This is a genomic window from Leptospira sanjuanensis, assembly GCF_022267325.1.
Classification (GTDB): Bacteria; Spirochaetota; Leptospiria; order Leptospirales; family Leptospiraceae; genus Leptospira; species Leptospira sanjuanensis.
The window spans coordinates 2620868-2634600 of sequence record NZ_JAIZBG010000001.1; the positions used below are offsets into that span (position 1 = coordinate 2620868).

Annotated in this window: 12 protein-coding genes; 7 read left to right on the forward strand and 5 right to left on the reverse strand. The window is 45.9% G+C overall.

The features are described from left to right. The first annotated feature begins 85 nt into the window (after window positions 1-85). Window positions 86-547: a hypothetical protein gene (locus tag LFX25_RS11865; protein WP_118957817.1), complete on the forward strand. Its 462-nt coding sequence runs from the start codon at window positions 86-88 to the stop codon at window positions 545-547. Here the strand turns inward: LFX25_RS11865 and LFX25_RS11870 are convergent, their stop codons facing one another. Genes LFX25_RS11870 through LFX25_RS11880 form a run of 3 tightly spaced genes read right to left on the reverse strand, consistent with a single transcriptional unit; the run spans window position 548 to window position 3117 of the window. Further along, window positions 548-1354 (reverse strand): ABC transporter permease, encoded by an 807-nt coding sequence (locus LFX25_RS11870; protein ID WP_238730428.1) that lies wholly within the window; start codon window positions 1352-1354, stop codon window positions 548-550. After that, a complete protein-coding gene (locus tag LFX25_RS11875) occupies window positions 1355-2137 on the reverse strand; it encodes an ABC transporter permease (RefSeq protein ID WP_238730429.1) in 783 nt (260 codons plus the stop codon). Further along, entirely contained in the window at window positions 2137-3117 is a 981-nt protein-coding gene (locus LFX25_RS11880; RefSeq protein ID WP_238730430.1) for an ABC transporter ATP-binding protein, read from the reverse strand. The genes LFX25_RS11875 and LFX25_RS11880 overlap by 1 nt, the downstream gene beginning before the upstream one ends. A gap of 260 nt (window positions 3118-3377) precedes the next feature. Here LFX25_RS11880 and rlmD point away from each other — a divergent pair, with 260 nt between their 5' ends. The 5 genes from rlmD to LFX25_RS11905 all read left to right on the forward strand — a co-directional run bounded on the left by rlmD (window position 3378) and on the right by LFX25_RS11905 (window position 10180). Next, the gene (gene rlmD, locus LFX25_RS11885) at window positions 3378-4748 is read left to right on the forward strand and encodes a 23S rRNA (uracil(1939)-C(5))-methyltransferase RlmD (protein WP_238730431.1); all 1371 of its coding nucleotides are present in this window, start codon (window positions 3378-3380) and stop codon (window positions 4746-4748) included. Between the two features lie 78 nt (window positions 4749-4826). Further along, on the forward strand, window positions 4827-5951 hold the full coding sequence (locus LFX25_RS11890) for a SpoIID/LytB domain-containing protein (protein WP_238730432.1): 1125 nt from the start codon (window positions 4827-4829) through the stop codon (window positions 5949-5951). A 23-nt stretch (window positions 5952-5974) separates the two neighbouring features. After that, a complete protein-coding gene (locus tag LFX25_RS11895) occupies window positions 5975-6661 on the forward strand; it encodes an ABC transporter ATP-binding protein (protein ID WP_238730433.1) in 687 nt (228 codons plus the stop codon). A gap of 5 nt (window positions 6662-6666) precedes the next feature. Further along, a complete protein-coding gene (locus LFX25_RS11900; protein ID WP_238730434.1) occupies window positions 6667-9159 on the forward strand; it encodes an ABC transporter permease in 2493 nt (830 codons plus the stop codon). A gap of 73 nt (window positions 9160-9232) precedes the next feature. Beyond that, window positions 9233-10180: a hypothetical protein gene (locus tag LFX25_RS11905; protein ID WP_238730435.1), complete on the forward strand. Its 948-nt coding sequence runs from the start codon at window positions 9233-9235 to the stop codon at window positions 10178-10180. A gap of 80 nt (window positions 10181-10260) precedes the next feature. Here LFX25_RS11905 and LFX25_RS11910 read toward each other — a convergent pair whose 3' ends face one another. After that, entirely contained in the window at window positions 10261-10968 is a 708-nt protein-coding gene (locus LFX25_RS11910; RefSeq protein ID WP_238730436.1) for a hypothetical protein, read from the reverse strand. Next, on the reverse strand, window positions 10961-11524 hold the full coding sequence (gene pyrE, locus LFX25_RS11915; RefSeq protein ID WP_238730437.1) for an orotate phosphoribosyltransferase: 564 nt from the start codon (window positions 11522-11524) through the stop codon (window positions 10961-10963). The genes LFX25_RS11910 and pyrE overlap by 8 nt, the downstream gene beginning before the upstream one ends. Window positions 11525-11697: 173 nt before the next feature. Here pyrE and nadE point away from each other — a divergent pair, with 173 nt between their 5' ends. Then, window positions 11698-13632 (forward strand): NAD(+) synthase, encoded by a 1935-nt coding sequence (gene nadE, locus LFX25_RS11920; RefSeq protein WP_238730438.1) that lies wholly within the window; start codon window positions 11698-11700, stop codon window positions 13630-13632. The last annotated feature ends 101 nt before the right edge of the window (window positions 13633-13733 follow it).

Below are 13733 nucleotides of genomic sequence, written 5' to 3' on the forward strand. Positions count from 1 at the left end.
AGGACTATTTCGATCGGGGACAATCCGATAAATTCGGAGAAATAGATTTGGCAATCCGGGCATCTCTTCTGAAATGGGAATTGCAATGAATATCGAACTTACGCGCGAACAATACGAAGCTCTTTTGAAGTCCTTGGCGATCACCCGTTTTCTCTATCATTCCATCTTAGAGGAAGAAGAGCCCGCTCCCGATAGATTGGATTCGTATGACGCTTACGAAGATATGGAACAGCAGATTCTCTCGTATGCGAAGGCGCTGGAAGTTTCCCACCTGGTCGCATATGACAGCGAAGAAGAACTTCATTATCTCACAAGAGAGTTCGAAGAAAAGACGGATATCTCCGATCTGATCACCGAATATCAGGACAGCATCTTCTGGGATGAATTGGTTCAGAGACTCGCGGCAAGAGATTTTATGAGAACCTACAGCGAATCCGAAATCAAGGGAATGGCGATCGAAGAAAGAATCGAAAAAGAAGCCCCCTTCATTTCCAAATACGAGGAGATCTTCACCGAATCGGGAATCGAAACTCTCGAACTAAAGTGATCAGGTTCCGGTGGATTCGTAACGGCGCTGTCCCTTCTTCCAGATAAACAAGGATCCGAAGAATAAAAGGAAGCCCACGGGAAAATTCAAGTATATAAACAAAGGATGAAATAGAGATTCGGAATTTTTCGCTAAAAAATAGTGAGCCGGATAAAAGTTCACGAAACCGAGAGGCAACAAAAAAGTAAGAAGAATCCGAATCGAAACGTTGTAGATGTTCATCGGATACATCATGAACTCTCTGCTCGAAAAGATGAATAGATGCACCAGAGAATAGTTCTGGACCGCATAAAACGCGATCGAAGCGATCGCGATCCGAATGCCCGCCAAAATCATCGCGCTTCCGAAGACCGAAAGAAACAACATACAAACTTTCCAAAAAGTCCATTCAATATTCGTAAACTGATTCGCGACGAGAAACGTTAGAATTCCCAAAACGAGGTGTAAAAGCCCGGTGATATCGAAGTGATTCATCAGCACCTGACCGATCGGAGACAAGGGACGAAGCAGATAACGATCGTAACTCCCGTCCCGAACCAAAGAACCGAACTCCACCATTCCTGAAAAAACCGAGGCTACGATTCCCTGCGCGAAGATGAGTAAACTGTATAAAAACGCGATTTCACCCCGACTCCATCCGCCGATCGAGGAAAATCGGGAAAGAAGTATGAAAATCGTTCCCGCCTGCGCGGAATAATATACGAGTAATGTTACGAGATAAATCCAAAAACTCGCCTTATATTCCATGTGGGATTGAATGGAGGAAAGCGCGAGTTTGAAATACGTTTTGATCGACGAGATAGACATCTAACCTCCCGCTAGCTCCAGACGCTTTAAACCGGAAAGATAAACCGCAGATGAAAGAGCGGTTAACGTCCCGATCATCAGGCAATAACGAATCATCAGTTCCACGAAAGACATTCCATATTCTCCCGAAGTCAAAATCTGAGTCGGGTAATAATACATATATGGAAACGGTAGCCAAGAAGATATGTTCCGCAAAAACTCCGGAAACAGATCCAAAGGAATCACCGCTCCCGAAAACAACGTAATCAAAGCAAAATACAAAAGGAAAAATGAGAATATCTCCGTGAAATAAAACGAAAGCGATGAGATCATAAATCCGATCAAAAAGAAAATCAAAAACGCAAGGATATAAACGACGACAAACAATATGAACGCGTTCGGATCGGGAACAAAGCTGAGATCCAAAACGAAATAGGCGAGCAGCAACAAAGGAAGCGCTCTGGAAAAAAGATGATACAAACTGACTCCGATCGTATCCGCAAAAACGATCAACGGAAATCGGATAGGTTTTAAGAGATCGAAAAGAATCGTTCCGTTCTTGATCTTAGAAGATACAAGTCCGTCCTGCCTTCCGAACGAAACCTTGATCAGTGTGGAAAGAACCGCATACAGCACGAGAGAATTCCGATCCCTTCCTCCTCCGAATTCATTCAACGCAACCGATTTCCATACGGAAGTGAGAATCGCAAGATACAGTACCGCGTTCAAAATTCCGGTAAAGTATTCGAGTCGATACGTGGCCGATCTTTGGAACGCCTTGGAGACGACCTTTAAATACAACATCAGACTTTCCTTTCACCGTACATCTGTTTGATGACCGCGGCGAGATCCGGTTTCTTATGTTTTACTTCCAGAATTTCGAAACCGGATTCGCCCAAAAACGATAGAAGTCGGTTTAACGATTCTCCTTCTTTTACGGTGACTTGAATCGAATTCGGGTTCCCGTTTTGGATAACGTGAAATTCGGAAGGAAGTTTTAATCTCTCTTCTCCCTTGTATCCGATCTCAACTACGTTGTCCGTTCCTCCCAAATTTCGAAACGAATCCAAATCCCCGTCAAAATGAATTTTTCCGTGATCGATCAATACGATTCGTTTTGCGAGCGTTTCGATATCTTGAACGTCGTGGGTAGTCAAGAGAATCGTAACCTTTTCCTCTCGATTGATCGTCCGGATAAAATCCCTTACGCGTTCCTTTACAAGAACGTCCAGACCAATCGTGGGTTCGTCCAAAAATAACACTTTCGGAAAATGCAAGAGACTCGCGCCGATCTCCGCCTTCATTCTTTGTCCCAAGCTCAATTTACGGACCTGTTGATGAAAGAATTCGTCCAATCCTAAAAGATCTCGAAACATCTCCATTCGTTTTTTATAATCTTTGGCGTCGATTTTGTAGATGGACCGCAAAAGATCAAAGGACTCTCCCACGGGAAGATCCCACCAAAGCTGGGTCTTTTGTCCGAAAACAACTCCGATCTGTTTGGAATTTTCTCTTCGATCTTTGGAAGGATCCAATCCGAAAATCGAGATCGATCCGGAATCCGGAGTCAACACACCGGTCAATAATTTAATGGTAGTCGACTTCCCCGCTCCGTTCGGGCCGATATAACCGATAAATTCTCCCGGTTGAATCGAAAAAGAGATATCATCCACGGCACGAATGGTTTCCGGATTGGAATAAAACAACGATCCGAGAGCTCCAAGAAATCCCGGCTTTCGTTTCGATATGATAAAATTCTTTTTGAGGTTTTTAACGGTGATCAATGATAAAAAAGCTCCGCATTACAGATCTAAGAAATTAAACGTCGGTTTGGAAGGAAATCTAAAACCGCTATTGCATATATCTGACTGGATTCTTTCCGAAATAGAATAAAAAATACGACTCTGAAAATAAAAATGAAAATTCGACTTTAATCGAGTTTCGACTCAATCCTTTGATCGATTGAAACCGGATCGAAAAAATTCCGAACTCCCGCTCAAAACAAGCGATTTACAGAGGCCCTCGCGATTCTATTGTGGCATTCATGGAAAACGATTCAAAGCCGCGGCCGCAACCGCCGACTCACACCGCTTCCGTTGAAAGAATCGCTTCCAATCTTCGCGGAATTCTTATCGTAGAAAAAAACAAAATCGAAGTTCCCTATTCTCTTCCCGGCGACGCATACAACGTAACGCTTTTTAAAAAGAAACGGCGCAAACCGTCCGCCAAACTCGAACTGATCTCCCGGGTTCCGAGAGCCGTAGAACCGCGTTGTCCTGTTTTCAGTCGTTGCGGAGGTTGTTCCGCCCAACATATTCCTTACGAAGAACAATTCATTCTCAAAACGACGAGCTTAGCGGATAGTTATCGTCGCGATTTCGGAATCGAACCGATTCTTCTTCCCGCAAAAGAAAACTATCATTACAGAAATCGAATGGACTTTGCGGTGTTTCCGGGTCCGATCGTAGGCCAGAGAGAATCGGGCTCTTTTCGTCATATCGTGGACATCGATTTCTGTTTTATACAAAGTCACGAATCCAACGCGGAACTCCGAAGATTTCGCGATCTGATTTCCCGATTTCCTCAACTGCCGTACGATAGAAAATCAGATGCAGGATTTCTAAAGTACGTTACTCTTCGAAAAGCGAAAAACACTTCCGAGCTGATGACGATTCTTACGTTCGTGGAAGAATTTCAAAATACGCAAGAGGAACAAGAATTCTCCGAAGCTTGTATCGAAACGTTACGCGCGGATCATCTTCTCTTTTGCTACAACCGCAGAAAGGGAGAAGTTTCGGCGATCGGAGAAGTAAAGGTTCTTCGCGGTAAGGAATCCTATCTGGAGCTCGTTTGCGAAAAAGAATTCAGGGTTCCGTTCGATTCCTTCTTTCAACCGAATCCGAACGGTTTCCAACCGATTTTGGATTTTATCCGGGAAGAAATTCCACACTCGTCCGAACATCTCATCGATCTGTTTTGCGGCTCCGGTTTTTTCAGCAGGATCTTTGCGGATCGATTCAAAAAGATCACCGGAATCGATTCGATCGAAAGTTCTTTGGAAATTGCACGCAAACAGATGTCCTCCGATTTCCCGAACGTAGGGTTTTCCTATCTCCGAGAAGACTTGTTCGCGAAAAAAGCTTCTGCGAGTTTGGACGCTCTCTTCCAAACGCAAGAAAAGAATTTTCTGATCGCCGATCCGCCGCGGGCCGGTTTGGGCGAATTCGTAATCGAGGCTTTACGAAATTCTAAGATTGATTCGTTTCTGTATGTTTCCTGCAATCCCAGCTCTCAAAAAGAGGACCTTTGGAAATTAAAAGAAACGTTTCAGATTCGAAAAATTCTCATCACGGACCCGTATCCGCAAACTCCGCATCTGGAATCCGCCGCGCTTCTTACTTCCAAAACGGCATAAAACCCAAAAATCTCTGTAGGGATTTTCGAATCGCTTCGATATTCAAGAAGAGAGATAGACGTATCTCCGGGAATTCTTATGACCAGAAAACTAGTTTTACTTTTGATTCTTTCCATCATTCTTTTGGAAGTCGGTTGTAATACCGTCATCATTCGTCCTTGGACCCCTCCCTACAAAAGCCGTTCGGTTCACGAGGTGCGGGTTCTCCTCGGCAAGGCGGAAGGCGATCTTCAAATCCGCGGAGAAGGAATCATCTCCGTCTACGACGCGAATGATCTTCTCATTAAAAAAGGGATCGATATCATATCTCTCGACGCGTCCCGTTTGAAAGCTCCGATCCGTTTTACGGGAGAAAACCCGGGCTTGGAATTCAAATCCTTAAAAGTAAGAGGTTCGATTCATCTGATTCCTCAGGGCCAAGGTCCGGCTCTCGTGGTGAACGTTCTTCCTTTAGAGGAATATTTGTACGCGGTCGTCCCTTCGGAAGTTCCGTATAGCTGGCCGATGGAAGCGTTAAAGGCGCAGGCGATCTGCGCGAGAACGTATGCGGTTCGTGAAATATTAAATAAAAAGAATGCACTCTACGATGTGGAAGCGACTACCAATTCCCAAGTGTACGGCGGTTACGAAAAGGAACATCCATCCACTACAAAAGCCGTGCAGGACACGACCGGGGTAATGGCGGTCTACGACGAAACTCCGATCCAAGCATTCTTTCATTCCAACAGCGGCGGTAAAACCGAAACGCCTGAGAACGTATGGGGCGGCAAAAGAATTCCGTATCTTTCCACGGTCGCTTCGGAGTTCGACCGCGCGGGTGATAACTTCTATTGGAAAGAAACGATCTCCGGGGATCTCGTCAATTCCAAATTCTCGAACTTAAAACTAGGAGAAATTCAATCGATTCAAGTTCTTTCCAGAACCGGATCGGGAAGAGTCGACCTCATGGAACTTTCCGGAACGGAAGGAAGTTCCAGAATCCGAGGAAAAGAATTCAGACAAGCCCTCGGCGCTCCGGTCCGCTCCCTTCGTTTCGGAATTCAGAAAGAAGGAAACGGTTATCTCTTAAAAGGAATGGGTTCCGGTCACGGAGTCGGCTTAAGTCAATGGGGAAGTTTCGGAATGGCGAAAGAGAATTACAACTACGTTGAAATTCTCAGACACTATTATCCAGGAACCGATCTCGCAAGGATCACCCGTTAAACCGTGGGAATTCCCACCAAAAAATGACGACACCCGAATCGAAACGAATCAAAATCGCGAATCTTCGCAAGTCCTATCAAAGCGGAAAACTCAAAACGGAAGTTCTCAAAGGATTGGAATTGGACATACCCAGTTCTTCCGTCATCACTTTGATGGGACCTTCGGGTTCCGGAAAATCAACTTTTTTGAATATACTTTCCGGCATCGATACCCCCGATCAGGGAGAAGTCATCGTCAACGGAAAGTCTCTTCATTCGATGAACGAACGGGAACTCACGCGCTACAGAAGACAGGATACGGGAATCATATTCCAATTCTTTCATCTACTTCCTTATTTAGACGCTCTGGAGAATGTGGCCGTTCCTTTATACATTTCCGGAATCGGTAAAGCCCAAGCCCGCAAAACCGCGGAAGAAGCCCTTGCAAAAGTCGGATTGACCGAACGAAAACTCCACAAACCCGACGAACTTTCCGGAGGAGAACAACAAAGAGTCGCGATCGCTAGAGCCGTTTGCAAAAATCCTTCCCTCATCTTGGCGGACGAACCGACTGGCAACTTGGATACGAAGAACGCGGAGAAGATCATTCGTCTTCTTATGGATTTACAAAAACAAAACGGCTTCACGTTGTTCATCGTCACCCACGATCAAAAACTCGGTTCCATCGGAGAATACCGTCTGAAAATGGCGGACGGAATTCTTACGGATTGAAACCGATGTCATTTCGGATTTACATCCTTTTTCTCTTCGAATACTTTCGCAGTCACAAAACGGCCGCCTTCTTTGCGTTAGCCGGAATTTCCCTTGGAGTCGGACTTTTCATATCGACGACCGCGAACGGAATGAAGGCGGAAAAAAGCCTCTCCGATTTTGCGATGGGATACTTTCAGGGAGAATACAAGATCAAGATTTCCTCCGCACTCGGAGAACAGAATCTTCCCGTTTCTCTCATTCGAACGTTGTCTTCCGATCCTTCTCTGTCTTGGATCGTAAAAATCGCGCCTCGTTTTCAAAAAGAAGTCATCCTAAACGATTCGATTCGAGCCGTATATATCGGTTTGGATTTTTTAAAAGAAACGCCCGAATTTCGGCGAGATTCGAATTCTTCCCTTTTAAAGGAAGAAACGAATCCGCTCGCCCAGGTTTGGATCAGCCGTTCTCTTTCGGAAAATATCTCGTCTCGCAGCGTGAACGTTCGCAACGGCTCTCAAAATTTTACCCTCGAGAATCCGATTCCATTCGATATGGAAGGCGGAAGCGTTCTGATGGAAGACATAGAATCCGCGATGGAACGTTTCGAAACGAACGGAAACGTTAGTTTTTTTCTCATACAACCGAACGAGTTTCGATCGGAACAAAAAAGAATTCTCGAGCAAAAATTGGGATCGAACTTTCGAATCGAAACCGTCGAAGACATCCGCGAAAAATCGGGAAACGCGTTGCGATCGTTCCAACTCAATCTTTTGGTGATCTCTTTTATCTCTTTGATCATAGCGTTCTTTATGGTTTCCAACACGATGTCCGGTTTATACGTCAGTCGTGAAAAGGAACTCGGAATCTTAAAGACGATGGGACTGAGTCCGGGTCACACGTTCTTGCTCTTCGTTTCGCAAGCGATGTTGCTCGGAGTTGTGGGAAGCGTTCTCGGACTCGGTTTAGGATTTCTATTTTCCAGATTGGATTTTTTCAGTCCGGAAGCGGCCTCCGCCGATCTTTCTTATCTCAAAACGTATAAGTCGATTCCCTCCTCCACTTGGATGTTCGGTTTAACGATCGGGATCGCGGGTTCGTTTATCTCCGCGGCCTTTCCTTCTTTCCGTGCGGGAAGAATCTCTCCGATTACGATTTTGCGGGAATCCGCTTCGGGCACGGTTCGCGTTCGAGAATCTCGTCTTTTTGCGATCGGACTTTCGCTTCTTCTGACGTTTTCGTTCGTCGCATTTTTACCGGTTCGTTCCAAATTTCCTTGGGCCGGTCTTTTGGGAATCGGAGGAATCGTGATCGGCGTAACCCTTTGTTTTCCCCGGGTGTTTCAAATTCTTAGCGCGTTCTTTTTTCGGCTCAGCGAACGATCCGACCGTTCTTTTGTGTTTATGAAGGTCGGCTTGGAAGAAACGAGAAACCAACCCTTTCGAAACACTCTTACTTCCGCAACACTGATGCTCGCCACGGCCCTTGTCGTTTGTCTTTCGATCCTCACCGATAGTTACCGCAGATCCTTGAACGACTGGGTCGAGGCGGAATTTCCCGCCGAGCTTACGATCATCAACACGGCGAACTTGGCGGCGGGAATTCACGGAGGAGTTCCGATTTATTTGTTAAGCGAACTCCGTAAAATTCCCGAAGTTTCTTCGTTGGACGGCTTCTGCGTCAACACGAGAATTTCAACGAACCGAGGGAACTTTACGATTCATGCATATACGTTTTCCGCATACGATCGCGAACATTCTCCGGAACGTCTGATCGTCAACGAGAACGAACTTCTGATTTCCTCGAATATGGCGTATCTCCAAAACTTCCAAGTCGGAGACAGGATCACGATCGAAACCAAACTCGGACCGAAGGAATTTCTGATCCGCGGAATCAAGGAACACTTTTTTTCGGAACGGGGAACGATCATGATGGATATCGGAAACTACGAAAAATTTTTCGGAATCCAAGGATACAATTCGATTAAGATTTTTCTAAAGAAGGACTCGGACCACCAACGAGCGGAACGTTCTATCGCCGAAATTCTTACACAAAATTCTTCCCTGAAATTGTTAAATTCAAAGGAACTCCGGGAACTCTACACCGAAGGGGTGGATAAGGTGTTCGGAATTTTAGGAACCCTCAAAACCACCGCGTTTATCATCGCTATGATTTCACTGATCTCTTCTTTGCTTCACAATCTGATTTCAAAAAAAACGACTCTCGGAATTTTGAAATATCTCGGCGCGGATCAAAGACAACTCGGAAGTATTCTTTTGACCGAGAGCGTTTTTATCACGGTCGTTTCCACTTGTTGGGGAATTCTACTTGCGTTCGTTCTTTCCCCCGTCGTCTTGTATGTAATCAACAAAAACGCGTTCGGTTGGACCTTGAAGTTCACCGTGTCTCCGGAGGTGCCTCTCTTTTTTCTCGTATTATCGCCGATCCTCGGAATTTTTTCCTGCGCCGTCCCCTTGTATACTTTGAGAAAACTCGGATTTCATATCAGCCGGGAATAGACAATGATCGTTCCGCTTTCGCGATGAAAACCAACTTGATTTACAACCTGAATCCACGTAGGATGTTCAACCTATGAGTGCCTTGAGCGAAGTATCGCTGGAAATCGCTTCCGAAATCAAAAGAGTCAATCTTCAGGAGGACGATAAAATCCCTACTTCGGATACGTTCATCAAGGAGCTGATGTCCCTTTTTTCGAGGGAGCCCGACGATCTCCGCAACATCCTCGAAACCCTTCGCGAAGCGAAGATCATCTTCATCATCAAGATCGTATTGCCGGAAGAAAAAGCGAGCAAGATGAACGATCCCGGCGTGGACGCGTATGCGTACGCCGATCTCAAAATTCTGCACGACCTGAAATACTACGCCGAGAAAAAACTCGAACGTCTCTACGAAGCGACGTATTACAAAAAGAAATCCCCTTCTCTCATCACGAGAGAACTCTTTCCGAAAATCCGGGAACTGAACAACACTCCGATCGGGAGAATCGTCAACATCGCCGTGATGCTCGAAGAGTTCATCCGAATGATGAACAACAACCCGAACGATTTCCAGGAAGAATTTCGCGTTCAAGCGATGGAAGAAATTCTCGTCGCGAAAGGAGACGTGGCGCCGACGGAAGGAAAGGATATCGCCGACGAACCTTCAAGGTCCAAGACTTCCTTTTCGAATTCTTTCGGTCCCGTTCCTTCGCAAAGAGCTGCCGATCGAATCGAAGCCCAGGCGCAAGCGGCCAATCTCAATCCGAACAGTCCTTGGGGAAGAATGGTTTCTAAATTTTCGGTGGAATTTCTGCTGCGCGTGCATCTGCGCAAATGCGAGTTCGAGACGGTCAAAAAACTGATCACATCGGGAAAAGTAACCGACGGTGAAAATCTGAAGCTAATCCGGGACAATCTTGTAAAGATGGAAAAGAACATCAACGTCGACAAGGTTCTCGCTTCGTATCTGGAAGAAATGACGGAGCTAAGAAGGCTCGTTCAAAGAAAGCTGAACGCCCTCTCCAAACCGAGAATGTTGTAGAAATTCTTCCGTAATTCGCAAACGAATCGCGAAATTTTTTTCCAAAAATTTCAGAACATGTTTCAATTTTCTTTTAAATATTAAAGAACCTTTAAATAGATAAGACACTGCGCGATCAAAAGCGCCCCCAAAAGAAAAATCCATCTTCGTTTGGCGGAATATACGAGTTTGACCTTGTCTTCCGGAAAATAAACCGCGACCAACAACGCATTCACGTTTGCGATCAGATAAAAGGATTCGATCCGGATATGGAACGCAGGATATAAAACGACTCCCAACGCGACAAAAGAAGGAATAAAATACAAAAGGGTTTTCGGATGCAGAAAACCTGCCTTGGATTCCTGAAGGACGACCTTCTTTCCCGAATTTTTTTCCAACTCTTCCTGAAAACGATCCGGCTCCAATAGATTCAAAACGGGAATTTGATCTTCCTTGGTTGCGATCAAAAAACGAACGTAGGAACGGAACACATCCCTTTCGATCGAAACGATGGACTTCAGTCTGGTTTCGAGAGCTTGTCCTTTGGAATTGAAAAGTCTGAGCGCGTTGGAAGTCAGTTCCACCTTCGCGCCCTTCAACACCTTGATCTGTCTGGAAAAATTCCGATAGAGAAGAAATCCGAGAACCAAAGAAAGAAGACCGAAAATCCGCACGAAGTCTTCTCGGTTTTCTTCCGGAACTTTGAGGAAGTTCCACGCGATGAACGCAAGATACAAAAGAATCACCGCGCCGGAACGAAGAATCAGATTCTTCCGAAACTTATTAAAATCATACGCGAATTCAGTCATGCTGGAGGTTTCCAAAATCACTTTTTTTGAATATAGGAAACATCTGAACTCCTTCCGCGAGAATCGCTTCCATTCCGCCTTCTTGACGATCGAGGATGCAGATGCCCTGCGTCACTTCGATTCCCGAGTCGCGCATGGAACGGATCGCTTGGATCGTGGAGCCGCCGGTGGTGATCACATCGTCCACGATGACGCAGGTTTTGACGGCGTGAACCGCTCCTTCCACGAGTTTTTTCGTTCCGTGATCCTTGGAAAGTTTACGCACGATCAAAGGATAAACGTTCAACTTTTGTTTTCTGAATTCTAAACTGATTCCGTAGCAGATCGGATCGGCGCCCATCGTCAAACCGCCGAAGGCTTCCGGTTTTAAAATTCCGGAATCCTTTAAGTGCTGTTCTACGATGAACTTGCAGAGGAGTTCCAATCGATCCGGAACGAGAGTGATCTCTTTGCAATTGAAATAATGCCTGGATTGTTTTCCGGATGCGAGCGTAAAGGGCTCTTCCGAATAACGATAAGCGTGCAAACGAATGAGTTCTAAAAGTTCTTGTTTCATCTTGTTGTAGAATTCCGGTGCGGTTTGATTTAACCAGTGAAATTCCCCGAAAGAATCTGGAAAACCGTTTTCGATAAAACGATTCTTAAAAAGCCCGAAACGCCGCAGCTTCCATCCTTCTTACCGAATAAAAAACACTTTCAAAACGGATTCGAGCCTGAATCCTGTAAAACATGCAGTCAGTCAGGCTTACGTCCGTTTCTCTCAAAACGAGAGTCTTCGATTTCGAAGGCAACTTTGCGAAGATCCAAAAAGTTCTCGAGCTCGAAACGAATTCGGACCTCATCCTATTCCCCGAGCTTTGCATTTCCGGATACGGATGCGAGGATTCTTTTTTCTTTCCGCGCATCTGGAAAGAATCCTGGAACACTCTGACTCGAATTCTTCCTTTGACCGAAAATAAGATCGTAGTCGTCGGACTTCCCGTATTCCAAAATCCGTATCTATTCAACTGCGCGGCCGTTCTTTGCAACGGAGCCGTCGCCGGAATCGTTCCCAAATCGAACCTCGCCACGACGGGAGTTCATTACGAAAACCGTTGGTTCGCAAGAGGGGAAGAAGCACAGGAGAATTTCGTGGCGCCGGACGGTTCCGCGGTTCCGTTCGGCTCGCTCGTTTTTGAAACCGATCATTTTTCCTTCGGTGTGGAAATCTGCGAGGATTCCTGGGTTTTACAAAAGCCTTCGATCCCTCTCGCGGAAGCGGGAACCGATCTGATCCTTTCGCCGGGTGCGTCGCATTTCGCGTTCGGAAAACAAAGAACGCGCAGACAGATCTTCCGTGAAAGTTCGAGAAGAGAGTCTAACGTGTATCTTTTTTCCAATCTTTGCGGAAACGAATCCGGAAGATTGATCTTCGAAGGCGGTTCTATGATCGTTCAAAACGGAAAGTCGATCGCGGAATCGGAACGGCTTTTTTTCGGAGATTTTCATCTTTGTTCTTCGGAAATCGACTTTGACGCGTCCAGAGCCGACCGCGCCAAAAACTTTCGCCCGTCCGGAAACCGTTTCGGCCAAAAAAAAACGAACGAAGAAAACAGAATCTATCTGGGAATCGAATTCCCGAAACGGATTCCCAAGGTCAACCAACCGATCCCCGAACTTCCGATCACAAAGGAAGAAGAATCCTATCGCGATTTTACGCGGGCCGTTGCATTAGGACTTTTTGATTATCTAATCCAATCCAAAACCAAGGGCTATACCCTTTCACTTTCGGGCGGAGCCGACAGTTCCGCCTGCGCCTTGCTCGTGACCGCGATGAAAAAGATCGCCAAACAGGAACTCGGCGATAACTTCTTCCCATCGAAAGGAATTTCGGAAGAATCCCTTCTCTATACCTTGTATCAAGCCACGGAAAACAATTCGGATCGCACGAGAAGTCTCGCCCAAGCTTTGGCGAACGAAGTGGGTTCCATTCACGGAGATCTTACGATCGATTCGGAAGTAAAAACCATCTCCGAAAAAATTTCCAAGATCACCGGAGTTTCGCTGAATTGGGAAGAGCACAATCTCGTTTTGCAAAACATACAGGCGCGGGTTCGTTCTCCGATCGTCTGGATGCTCGCGAATTTAAACGGACATCTTCTTCTTTCCACAGGAAACAGAAGCGAGGCCGGTGCGGGTTATACCACCATGGACGGAGATTCTTCCGGTTCGGTCGCGCCGCTCACAGGAGTCAGCAAAGAATTCATCCTGCGTTGGATGCGCTTTATCGCCGAAGGAAAGGATCCGATTCTTCCCGCATACGAATCCGTAAAGGAAATCGTGTTGTCACCTCCGAGCGCGGAACTCAAACCCCTCGAAGACAAACAAGAAGACGAAAAGGATTTAATGCCGTATCCTTTGTTGCAAAAGATCGAAGAATTGTTTGTGGTCCGCGGCGCCGGTTATTCGGAAATCGTTCAATTGTTGAGCGGGGATCCCGAGGTTCAGAAACTGGCGCCCGGCTTTTTGGAAGGCGCAGTTCAAAAATACATCGGATTGTTTCACAGAAATCAATGGAAACGGGAAAGGTTACCGCCATCGTTTCATCTGGACGATTACGGACTCGATCCCAAATCGAGTTTCCGTTTTCCGATCCTTTCGGAAGAACGCGGATCCGGAATTTAATGCAAGATCGAATCCACTCGAGATTGGCATTAGCAGGGATTTTTAACGTAGAAAGCGCATCGAACCTTCCGCTTTGAAAAAAAGAAATTCTTAGATAAAAA

Bases quoted from the DNA above. Each gene is read 5' to 3' on its own strand.
- LFX25_RS11865 (WP_118957817.1), top strand. From the start codon at position 86: ATGAATATCGAACTTACGCGCGAACAATACGAAGCTCTTTTGAAGTCC.
- LFX25_RS11870 (WP_238730428.1), bottom strand. From the start codon at position 1,354: ATGTCTATCTCGTCGATCAAAACGTATTTCAAACTCGCGCTTTCCTCC.
- LFX25_RS11875 (WP_238730429.1), bottom strand. From the start codon at position 2,137: ATGTTGTATTTAAAGGTCGTCTCCAAGGCGTTCCAAAGATCGGCCACG.
- rlmD (WP_238730431.1), top strand. From the start codon at position 3,378: ATGGAAAACGATTCAAAGCCGCGGCCGCAACCGCCGACTCACACCGCT.
- LFX25_RS11890 (WP_238730432.1), top strand. From the start codon at position 4,827: ATGACCAGAAAACTAGTTTTACTTTTGATTCTTTCCATCATTCTTTTG.
- LFX25_RS11895 (WP_238730433.1), top strand. From the start codon at position 5,975: ATGACGACACCCGAATCGAAACGAATCAAAATCGCGAATCTTCGCAAG.
- LFX25_RS11900 (WP_238730434.1), top strand. From the start codon at position 6,667: ATGTCATTTCGGATTTACATCCTTTTTCTCTTCGAATACTTTCGCAGT.
- LFX25_RS11905 (WP_238730435.1), top strand. From the start codon at position 9,233: ATGAGTGCCTTGAGCGAAGTATCGCTGGAAATCGCTTCCGAAATCAAA.
- LFX25_RS11910 (WP_238730436.1), bottom strand. From the start codon at position 10,968: ATGACTGAATTCGCGTATGATTTTAATAAGTTTCGGAAGAATCTGATT.
- pyrE (WP_238730437.1), bottom strand. From the start codon at position 11,524: ATGAAACAAGAACTTTTAGAACTCATTCGTTTGCACGCTTATCGTTAT.
- nadE (WP_238730438.1), top strand. From the start codon at position 11,698: ATGCAGTCAGTCAGGCTTACGTCCGTTTCTCTCAAAACGAGAGTCTTC.